A 1,033-nucleotide genomic window follows, 5' to 3' on the forward strand; every position below is an offset into this window, starting at 1 on the left:
GGACCAGGGACTACGAAGAAGGCCAGGTATACCTCAATACCCAGGTATGGGCGGTAATTTCGGGGGCCGCCACCCCAGAGCAGGCAGAGAAGGCCATGGCCACGGTAAAAGAAAAGCTTGCCACCCCATATGGGCTTATGCTCTGTGCCCCGCCCTTTAGGAAAACCACGGTGGATGTCATGCGGGCGGTGGTATTCCTGCAGGGTATAAAAGAAAATGCGGGGATCTTTAACCATACCCAGGGCTGGGGAATCATCGCGGAGACCCTGCTTGGCCATGGGGAGCAGGCCTATGCCTATTGTAAAGCGGCCTTGCCCGCGGCCTATAATGACCGGGCAGAAATCCGGCAGAGCGAGCCCTACGTTCAGGCCCAAACCACCTATTCCATCTATTCACCGCGGCCAGGGAACACCCGGGTATCCTGGCTTACCGGGGCGGCAGCCTGGACTTACTACAGCCTTACCCAGTACATCCTCGGCATTCGGCCCGAATATGAGGGGCTTCGCATCGATCCCTGTATCCCCTCTCAGTGGAAGGGCTTTACCGTGGAGCGGCGGTTCCGGGGTAAGAATCTTACCATCCGCGTAGAAAACCCGCAGGGGGTATGCAAAGGGGTTACAGAGGTATACCTCAACGGTACAAAACTCCAGGATAACCTGGTGCGACCTGAATTGTTAGGTTCTACCAACGAAATAGTCGCCGTTATGGGTTGAACCGGGAAGTTACGGCAGGCTGCCGTGTAAAGTCTCTTGAATGACGGCACTCCCCGCCGACAGGGTTACCCCGAGGGAATAAACGGGGGATCCTATTCATCGGCCCGGACCACAAGACCTTCCCGGGCCATCATAAGTTGAAGGGAAGTGCGCCCCGCTATAATCTTCTGATACTGGCTTTCAAGATACTGAAGTTGCCGGTCGCTCCGATTGGGGTCATGGTGAAACAACACGAGCTTTCGTACTCGGGCTCGATGGGCCGCGTTAATGGCATGCTCATAGTAACTATGGCCCCAGCCAACCTTACCCGTCTGGTACTC

The 1,033-nt window shown here is 56.1% G+C and carries 2 protein-coding genes; both read left to right on the forward strand.

Going from position 1 to position 1,033, the window contains the following annotated elements:
* Window positions 1-713: glycosyl transferase (locus tag N2315_09515; protein MCX7829408.1), on the forward strand; the 713-nt coding region annotated here is incomplete at its 5' end.
* A 137-nt stretch (window positions 714-850) separates the two neighbouring features.
* The coding region (locus tag N2315_09520) for a hypothetical protein (GenBank protein MCX7829409.1) at window positions 851-1,033 on the forward strand (183 nt) is incomplete at its 3' end.

This window comes from Thermanaerothrix sp., from assembly GCA_026417795.1.
Lineage (GTDB): Bacteria > Synergistota > Synergistia > Synergistales > Synergistaceae > Thermanaerovibrio.